This is a genomic window from Streptomyces sp. NTH33 (assembly GCF_003236365.1).
In the GTDB taxonomy this organism is placed as follows: domain Bacteria; phylum Actinomycetota; class Actinomycetes; order Streptomycetales; family Streptomycetaceae; genus Streptomyces.
In genome coordinates this window covers 1-8,977 of the sequence record NZ_POTZ01000297.1, presented here as the reverse complement: position 1 = coordinate 8,977, position 8,977 = coordinate 1, and the positions used below count along the sequence as shown (strand labels likewise).

The window sequence follows — 8,977 nt, the reverse complement described above, 5'->3', positions numbered from 1 at the left end:
GGGATGAAAAGAGGTTCAGGGGACGCGGGGGTAGCGGGCCTGCAGGGTCCAGATCGTCGGGTTCTCGGCCAGGTCCTCGTGCAGGTCGCACAGGTCGGCGATCAGGTCGTGCAGGAAGTCGCGGGCCTCGCGGCGCAGCTCCGTGTGGGAGAAGGACAGCGGGGACTCCTCGGCGGGCATCCAGTCGGAGGCGATGTCGACCCAGCCGAAGCGGCGCTCGAAGAGCATGCGGTCCGTGGACTCGGTGAAGTCCAGCTCCGCCCGCTGCGGGCGGGAGGCGCGGGAGCCGGCCGGGTCCCGGTCCAGCCGCTCGACGATGTCGCACAGGGCCCAGGCGAAGTCCAGCACCGGCACCCAGCCCCAGGCCGTGGCCAGCTCGCGGTCCGCCTCGGTGTCGGCCAGGTAGACGTCGCCGCAGAACAGGTCGTGCCGCAGGGCGCGCACGTCCACGCGACGGTAGTCCGTCTGCGGGGGGTCGGGGAAGCGGTTGGAGAGGGCGTAGCCGATGTCGAGCACGTAGGCGATGGTGTCACGGGCGCGGCATAGGATCGCGCACGTGTACCGATCCGCACCGATGGTCCGGGCCGTCGCGGCCGGCTGTGTCCTGTCCCTGCTCGCGCTGACCGGGTGCGACGGAGGTGTGCACGGCACTCCGGGCGGGGCCGGGGTGCGTGATCCGTACTTCCCCAGGGCCGGCAACGGCGGATACGACGTCAGCCACTACGGCCTGACCCTCGCCTACGACCCGGACCGCCGTCACCTGACGGGCACGGCGGTCATCACCGCCCGGGCCACCCGGGACCTGTCCGCCTTCAACCTCGACCTCGAGGGGCTCGAGGTGCGCGGCGTCACGGTGGAGGGGAGGACCGCCCTGTTCAGCCGGGCCGGGCAGGAACTCACCGTGCGGCCGCACGACGACCTGGTGAAGGGGGAGACGTTCCGCACGACGGTGCGGTACGCCGGGAAGCCGCGGACCGTCACCGACCCCGACGGGTCGGAGGAGGGATGGCTGCCCACCGCCGACGGTGCCCTCGCCCTCGGCGAGCCGGTCGGATCGATGGCGTGGTTCCCGGGGAACGACCACCCGTCCGACAAGGCCGCCTACGACATCTCGGTCACCGTTCCGAAGGGCCTGCAGGCCGTCTCCAACGGCGAGTTGAAGAGCGGGACGACCCGCGGGGGACGTACGACGTTCCACTGGCACACCGCCGAGCCGATGGCGAGCTACCTGGCCACCGTCGCCATCGGGCGCTTCGAGATCACGCGCTCCACCACGAAGAGCGGCCTGCCGGTGTACGTCGCCGTCGTTCCGGCCCAGGCGAAGGCGAGCCGGGCGGTACTGGCCAAGATCCCCGAGGTGGTGGAGTGGGCGGAGGACACCTTCGGCCCGTACCCCTTCTCGTCCACCGGTGCGATCGTCGGGCGCGGCAAGGACGCCGCATACGCCCTGGAGACCCAGAACCGGCCCGTCTTCCCCGGCGCCCCCGACCTGGAGACCCTCGTCCACGAAATCGCCCACCAGTGGTACGGCAACTCCGTCACCCCCAGGAGCTGGCGGGACATATGGCTCAACGAGGCCTTCGCGACGTACGCCGAGTGGCTGTGGGAGGAGGACCACGGCGGCGACAGCGCGCAGCAGACCTTCGACGCGCTCTACGACGGCGACGACGCCGAGAGCCAGGCCCTGTGGGCCTTTCCGCCCGCCCGCCCGAGCAGCGCCGCGCACATCTTCGACCCGCCCGTCTACGACCGCGGCGCGATGGTCCTGCACAGGATCCGCCGGACGGTCGGCGACGACACGTTCCACGACATCGCCCGGGGCTGGGCCGCCACCCACCGCCACGGCAACGCCTCCACCGCCGACTTCACCGCCTACGTGGAGAAGAAGGCCCCGGACAAGGACTTCGGCGAGATCTGGAAGGACTGGCTGTACGGGGACGGAAAACCGGCGCGCCCCTGAGCACGTGAGCCCCAGTGCCTTGGCTGCCCGACCGTGGGCAGCCTCCATTAAGTCACGGGCCGGACGGTTGAAGTAGTGATCGTGGGCGGCGGTGTCTCACCTGCCACGGTGCGAGGTGGCACGCCACGTCCGATGTGACGTCAGGTCCGTCTCAGGAGGCCCGGAGTGGACCCTGCGTCGCACTCGTCGGGATCATGGGTGTTCGGGGGGCTGACGGGTGGTCGGGTTCGCTCGCGCCGCTGGGCGCAATACGCGCGGATGGGCCGCTCGCGAGGTCCCTGGAATCGCAGGGCCGCAGGCCGGTGGGTCAGTACCGAGCCGGCACGGGCACCGGAACAACAAGCGGACGCAGGCTGATAAGACAGGCAGGGGCCGGATTCTGGGACCCGGCCCCTGCCTAGAGGTTTCCGCGCGCCGCGGTGGGGAGGAGCGTCAGACGTTGACGCCGAAGTCCTGGGCGATGCCGACCAGGCCCGAGGCGTAGCCCTGGCCCACCGCGCGGAACTTCCACTCCGCGCCGTTGCGGTACAGCTCGCCGAAGACCATGGCCGTCTCGGTGGCCGCGTCCTCCGACAGGTCGTAGCGGGCGATCTCGGCGCCGCCGGCCTGGTTGACGATGCGGATGTAGGCGTTGCGGACCTGGCCGAAGTTCTGGCCGCGGTTCTCGGCGTCGTAGATGGAGACCGGGAAGACGATCTTGTCGATGTCGGCGGGGAGGCCGGCCAGGTTGACGTTGATCGCCTCGTCGTCGCCCTCGCCCTCGCCGGTGCGGTTGTCACCGGTGTGGACGATGGTGTTGTCCGGGGTCTGCTTGTTGTTGAAGAAGACGAAGTGGGCGTCCGAGTAGACCTTGCCCTGCGCGTTGACCGCGATCGCGGAGGCGTCCAGGTCGAAGTCCGTGCCCGTGGTGGTGCGGACGTCCCAGCCGAGGCCCACGGTGACGGCGGTCAGGCCCGGAGCTTCCTTGGTGAGCGAGACGTTGCCGCCCTTGGACAGGCTTACAGCCATTGTTGGGAGTCCCTTCCCTCGTTGCGTGTTGCGGACGAAGCTACCGCCACCCGTAGGAACGCCAAGGGAGTCCCCAGGGTTCCGTATCTCTTTACCTTTTTTGCCAAGCCTCGCTCGAACGTACGCGAACGCACGGGAAAACCCGGTGACGTGACCCGGACAGGGGCGGGAACATGGAGGGCATGTCCGGTTCCCATGTCATCCGCGGCTCCGTCGCGCTCCCCGAGGCCGAGCTGGTCTGGCGGTTCTCGCGGTCCTCGGGGCCCGGCGGACAGCACGTCAACACCAGCGACTCGGCTGTGGAACTGCGCTTCGACCTCGCGAACACCGAGGCCCTGCCCGAGGTGTGGAAGCAGCGCGCCCTGCAGCGGCTCGCGGGCCGCCTCGTCGACGGGGTGATCAGCGTCCGCGCCTCCGAGCACCGCTCCCAGTGGCGCAACCGCGAAGCCGCCGCCGTACGTCTCGCCGCGCTGCTCGCCGAGGCCACCGCGCCCCCGCCCAAGCCGCGCAGGCCCACCCGGATCCCCCGCGGCATCAACGAGCGCCGGCTGCGGGAGAAGAAACAGCGCTCGGAGACCAAGCGGGGGCGGTCCGGGAAGGGCTGGACTTAGCAGGGACCGGATGCAGCAGGGACCGGATGCAGCAGGGACCGGATGCAGCAGGGACCGGATGTGACAGGGACTGGGCGTGACAGGGGCTGGACGCGATGCCGTCAGCCCAGGTGGCGGTAGCGGCCGCGGTAGTACAGCAGCGGGCCGCCCGTGCCCGGGACGCGGGCCGTCAGGACGCGGCCGACGACCAGGGTGTGGTCGCCCGCCGTCACCCGCTGTTCGGTGCGCAGCTCGAAGGTGGCCAGGGCGTCGGTCAGCAGCGGGGCGCCGGAGGACTCGCCGCGCGTCCAGGAGAGCTCCTTGAACAGCAGCCGGTCGCTGATGCGGCCCTTCATGGCGAAGCGGCCCGCGATGTGCCGCTGGTTCTCCGCGAGGATCGACACCGCCCACAGCGGCTGCTCGGCGAGCAGGTCGTCCATGCGGGAGCCCTCGCGCAGACTGACCAGGGCCAGCGGCGGGTCCAGGGACACCGACATGAACGCCGTCGCCGTCATGCCCACGTCCTCGCCGGCCGGCGCCTGCGGGTCGTCCGGGTCGAGCGGCGGCTCCTGCGCGGTCACCAGGACCACACCCGCGGCCAGCCGGGACATCGCGGCACGGAACTCGTCGTTGGTCACCCCCTCAGCATGCCCGGAGGCAGTGGTGGGGGAGGGGACGGACAGCGCAGGGGATGTGTTCAGCACACACGGAACGCTAACCACCGCTCGGCGGCCCCCGCATCGGGCCTCCGCCCGAACCCGGACCTAGGGCCGGAGGACCAGAGGGCCGGAGGAGCAGGGGGAACGGGGGGCCGAAGGACCGGTTTCCGTGTGTCCGGTGGGTCTCTCGTGCATCATGTCCGCACACACATGAATTCCGCGTTCGTGAAACGCACAGGGAAAACGCAGAAACTCCACTCAATTGTTCACGTTTGCCTGTGACTTGAGTCACAAGGCTCGTGAATTGTTGACCCTGTGTGCCGAGTGGGCTCCGCGCTGTGATTCAGTGGCTGAGACTGCACAGAGGACTGCACGGACGAGATACGCCGAAGAGCACCCTGGATGCGCTGCGAGGTCGCGGGGGGAGGGCGAGCATGGAGACCGATTCGGAGCCGTACGTCCGTCTTGCGACCCTGCGGCAACTGCACCAGGTCATGGCGGACATGAACACCGCGCGGAGCCTGGCGGACACTCTGCAGACCGTCGCCGACGGCGTCGTGAACGGCCTTGGTTACGAACTGGCCTGCGTCAACCTCGTACGCCCCGACGGCGACCTCGTCGTCGCCGCCCTGTCCGGGGACGCCGCCGCCGATTCCCTCATCACCGGCCGTGCCGGCTCCCGCGAGTCCTGGGAGCGCCGGCTCCTCATGGGCGAGCAGTGGGACGGGCTGGTCTTCATACCCCACACCGTGGGCTGGGTCCTCGACGACGACGACATCCCGACGTGGTACACCGACGGGCCCCCGCCCCGCTTCGAGGACGAGTGGCACCCCTCCGACCGGCTGTTCGCGCCCATGTACACCCCCGGCGGCCAGGCCGGCTCCTCCGGCGAGCTGCTCGGCGTGATCTCCGTGGACCGTCCGCGCAACGGCCGCCGGCCCGGCGCCTGGGGCCGCGAGGCGCTGCAGATGTACGCCTTCCAGGCCGCCATCGCGATCAGCAACGCGCGTCTACGTGCGAACATGCAGCGCGCCCTGGTCCGTCTGGAGCGCGAGCAGCAGGCCCTGCGCGCCAGCGAGGAAAGCTTCCGGCAGGCATTCGAGTACGCCCCCTCCGGCATGGCCATCGCCGAGATGGGCGGCGACCAGCACGGCCGCATCCTGCGCACCAACGACGCCCTGTGCCGGCTGCTGGGCCGCCACGCCTCCGCGATGCGCCGCTACTCCTTCTCCGACCTCGTCCACCCCGAGGACATAGGCACCCTGCTGCGGACCTCCGCCGAGGGCGGCCGCGCCGAGTTGCGCCTCTGCCGTCGCGACGGCAGCTACGTCTGGGTGTCCCTGCGCAACTCCGTCGTCGCCGACGCCGCCGACGGCCCCCGCTTCCTGCTCACCCACGTCGAGGACATCGAGGAGCGCAAGCGCCGCGAGCTGCAGCTCGCCCACCGCGCCTCCCACGACTCCCTCACCGGCCTGCCCAACTCCGCCGAGCTGCGCTCCCGGCTGTCCGCCCGGCTGTGCCGGCGGCCCCAGGCGGGGCCCGAGGGCGAGCCGGAGCCGCTGGACGCGGCCTACGGCCACCCCGCCTACGACGTCGGCGGCCACGACTTCGACTTCGGGCCGGGCGCACCGGCGTACGGCGCCTACGACCACCACGTGCACGCCGTCGCCCCCGAGGGCGACCACGACGACGGCGCCAAGGGGCTCGCGGTCCTCTTCTGCGACCTCGACGGCTTCAAGTCGATCAACGACCGGTTCGGGCACAACGCGGGCGACGCCGTCCTCATCGAGGTGGCCCGGCGGCTGAGCAACGGCGTGCGCGACGGCGACACCGTGGCCCGGCTCGGCGGCGACGAGTTCGTGATCCTCGCCGACGGGCTCGGCCAGGCCGACGCCCAGGACCTCGCCGTACGCCTGCGCAACGAGATCATCCAGCCGATCCGGGCCGAGGGCCGGGCCGTCCGGGTCGGGGCGAGCTTCGGCATCGGCTGGGCCCACTGCGGCATGACGGCGGACGAAGTGTTGAAATCCGCCGACGAAAGAATGTACGTCGAGAAAAGATCTCGCCCTCGGCAGCATCGTCGCGCCGGTTGAGCCGCAGGTCAGCGAATTGGTGCGGCGTGAGTCACCCGTTCGGGTACCGCGAAGCAGGTAGGCTCGCTTTCCTCACGACGTACCGCACCACCCGCACCACGCTTGAGGAGACCTAGGGATGACGGCCGGCAACAACGGTGCGAGCACGCCCGAGGACGACGATCCGTTCGGGTACCTGTACGCCGACGGACAGGCCAACGGAGCCCAGCCGCCCTCCGGCGGTTACGGCTACCCGAACGCGGTCAACCGGGTCCGCACGGTCGGTCAGCGGCAGTACGGCCAGCAGGCCCCCGCGGCGCCCCACGGCCAGGCCCCGCAGCAGCAGGGTGCGTACAGCCGTCCGAACGCCCACTACGCCGCTCCGGAGACCCATCCGGGCGGCGCGCCCACGGGCCGCCGGCCGGGCCAGGGCGGCGGCGACCGGGGCCCGAACACCAAGGGCCTGCTGATCGGCGCCGTCGCGGTGGTCGCCGCGGTCGTCATCGGTATCGGCGTGGCCATGATCAACGGTGACTCCGACGACAAGGGCGAGAACAAGGCCGGGGCCACGACCCCCACGGCCACGCAGAGCTCCGAGCCGAGCCCGTCGACGAGCAACAGCGCGCCGAGCGAGGGCGAGCTGCCGAAGACCGACGCCGAGGCGCTGCAGGTGGACGGCGGCGCCACCAAAGCCTCGGACATCAAGGGCGCCCGGACGGCCGACGGCGTCTATGTGACGAACTTCAACAACGTCGGCGCCTCGGTCACCTGGGCCGTCAACGACATCCCCGAAGACGGCAAGTACACCGTGTTCATCGGTTACGGCGTCCCGGGCAAGGACGGCACCGCCACTCTGACGGTCAACGGCACCGCGTCCAGCACGCCGGTCAACCTGAGGAACTGGGCGGAAGCACCCGAGGGTGACTACGAGAAGGGCTGGACGAAGACCTACAACTGGATCCAGCTCAACAAGGGCACGAACACCATCAAGATCTCGTGCGAGGGGGGCAACCAGTGCGACGCCAACCTCGACCAGCTGTGGCTGGCCAAGGGCTGGGTCAAGTCGGGCTGACGCTCACGCGGCGCTGACCTCCCCCGTCACCGCCACCTGCGCCCGCAGCTTCTCGTAGGCCTGACGGTCGAGCTCGCCGGCCGCCGGGGACAGCACCGTCGCCGTGGACAGGGCCACCGCGCGGGCCAGGCGGTCCGGCCAGGGGAGGTGTTCCGCCAGGCCCGACAGCAGGCCCGCGACCGCCGAGTCGCCGGCGCCGGTGGGGTTGCCCCGGACGCGGTCCGGCGGGGTGGCCCGCCACATGCCGTCCGGGGTGTGGGCGAGGAGGCCGTCGGCGCCCAGGGAGGCGACCACCGCGCGGGCGCCGCGCCGACGGGCGTCCTGGGTGGCGCGCAGCGGTTCGTGGGAGCCGGTGAGCTCGGCCAGTTCCTCGGCGTTCGGCTTGATGACGTCGGGGCGGGCCGCCACCCCGCGCCGCAGGGCCTCGCCGCTGGTGTCCAGCAGGACGGGGACCCCGGCCGCCCGCGCCGTCCGTATCAGACCGGCGTACGCGCCCACCGGCAGCCCGGGGGGCAGGCTGCCGCACAGCGCCACCGCCGACACCGAGCCGAGCAGCTCCTCGTACACGTCCTGGAAGGCGGACCACTCGGCGGGGCCGACGACCGGGCCCGGCTCGTTGAGCTGGGTGGTGTCGCCGGTGCGCGCGTCCACGACGGCTATGGTGCGCCGGGTCGCGCCCGCGACCGGGACCAGCGCGTCCACCACGCCCGGCGCCCGGTCCGCGAGCCGGTCGCGCAGCTCGCGCCCGGTGGCGCCGCCCGCGAAGCCGGTGACCGTCACCTCGTGGCCGAGGGCCGCCAGCACCCGGGCGACGTTGACGCCCTTGCCGCCGGGCCGCTCGGTCACCTCCGACACCCGGTGGGAGGCGTGGGACCTCAGGGACGGCACCCGGTAGGTGATGTCGAGAGCGGTGTTCAGCGTGACCGTGAGGATCACGTGGGCCGACCTCCCCCGAGTAAGAGCGCGTGTCGCGACGTTCCAGAGGTTCGATCATGCCAAAGACGCGGCCGGGCGCCCACCCCGCGGACCGGTCACCGCGGCCGTACGGGCGGACGGATCACCCCAGTTGGGGCGCAACCACCCAGGCGCCCCGCCGCATCACGCCCTTCAGCGTGAAGTCCTCGTCGAGCAGCACCAGGTCGGCGTCCTTGCCGGGCTCCAGGGAGCCCACCCGGTCGTCCACGCCGAGCAGCCGGGCCGGGGTGGCGGACAGCGCGGCCACCACGTGCTCGACCGGCAGCCGGTCGATGGTCACGGCACGCCGGAAGGCCCGGTCCAGGGTCAGGGTCGACCCCGCGATCGAACCGCCCTCCACCAGCCGCGCCACCCCGCCGGTGACCTCGACCTGGAGCGGGCCGAGCAGGTAGCGGCCGTCGCCGCTCCCGGCGGCGTCCATGGCGTCGGTGATGAACGCGACCCGCTCGGGGCCCGCGTGGTGGAAGGCCAGTTCGAGGGCGGCCGGGTGCAGGTGCACGCCGTCGTTGACCAGCTCGATCGTGACCCGCTCGTCCTCCAGCAGGGCCGCGATCGGGCCCGGGGCGCGGTGTCCCAGGGACGGCATCGCGTTGAACAGGTGGGTGGCGACGGTGGCACCGGCGTCGATCGCCTCCACCGTC

Annotated in this window: 9 protein-coding genes; 4 read left to right on the top strand and 5 right to left on the bottom strand. The window is 71.6% G+C overall.

All coding sequences use genetic code 11. The features are described 5' to 3' along the window. Positions 1-15: 15 nt before the first annotated feature. Complete coding sequence (locus C1I97_RS24755) at positions 16-516, bottom strand: hypothetical protein (protein ID WP_111005387.1); 501 nt, start codon at positions 514-516, stop codon at positions 16-18. 58 nt (positions 517-574) lie between these two features. Between C1I97_RS24755 and C1I97_RS24750 the strand changes: the two genes are divergently transcribed. After that, positions 575-1,960, top strand: a complete 1,386-nt coding sequence (locus C1I97_RS24750) for a M1 family metallopeptidase (protein WP_441349147.1) — start codon at positions 575-577, stop codon at positions 1,958-1,960. Between the two features lie 432 nt (positions 1,961-2,392). Here C1I97_RS24750 and C1I97_RS24745 read toward each other — a convergent pair whose 3' ends face one another. Next, positions 2,393-2,968, bottom strand: a complete 576-nt coding sequence (locus tag C1I97_RS24745; protein WP_111005385.1) for a TerD family protein — start codon at positions 2,966-2,968, stop codon at positions 2,393-2,395. Between the two features lie 173 nt (positions 2,969-3,141). Here C1I97_RS24745 and arfB point away from each other — a divergent pair, with 173 nt between their 5' ends. Continuing rightward, the gene (gene arfB, locus C1I97_RS24740; protein ID WP_111005384.1) at positions 3,142-3,579 is read left to right on the top strand and encodes an alternative ribosome rescue aminoacyl-tRNA hydrolase ArfB; all 438 of its coding nucleotides are present in this window, start codon (positions 3,142-3,144) and stop codon (positions 3,577-3,579) included. Between the two features lie 101 nt (positions 3,580-3,680). Here arfB and C1I97_RS24735 read toward each other — a convergent pair whose 3' ends face one another. Next, positions 3,681-4,262, bottom strand: coding sequence for a flavin reductase family protein (locus tag C1I97_RS24735; protein ID WP_441349146.1), 582 nt, complete (start codon positions 4,260-4,262; stop codon positions 3,681-3,683). A gap of 389 nt (positions 4,263-4,651) precedes the next feature. Here C1I97_RS24735 and cdgB point away from each other — a divergent pair, with 389 nt between their 5' ends. Next, the gene (cdgB, locus tag C1I97_RS24730) at positions 4,652-6,310 is read left to right on the top strand and encodes a diguanylate cyclase CdgB (RefSeq protein ID WP_111005383.1); all 1,659 of its coding nucleotides are present in this window, start codon (positions 4,652-4,654) and stop codon (positions 6,308-6,310) included. A gap of 118 nt (positions 6,311-6,428) precedes the next feature. Then, entirely contained in the window at positions 6,429-7,361 is a 933-nt protein-coding gene (locus C1I97_RS24725; protein WP_111005382.1) for a carbohydrate-binding protein, read from the top strand. Between the two features lie 3 nt (positions 7,362-7,364). Here the strand turns inward: C1I97_RS24725 and C1I97_RS24720 are convergent, their stop codons facing one another. Both C1I97_RS24720 and C1I97_RS24715 read right to left on the bottom strand, forming a co-directional pair. Next, entirely contained in the window at positions 7,365-8,297 is a 933-nt protein-coding gene (locus C1I97_RS24720; RefSeq protein WP_111005381.1) for a 1-phosphofructokinase family hexose kinase, read from the bottom strand. A gap of 121 nt (positions 8,298-8,418) precedes the next feature. After that, on the bottom strand, positions 8,419-8,977 hold a 559-nt coding region (locus C1I97_RS24715; protein ID WP_146608278.1), incomplete at its 5' end, for an amidohydrolase family protein.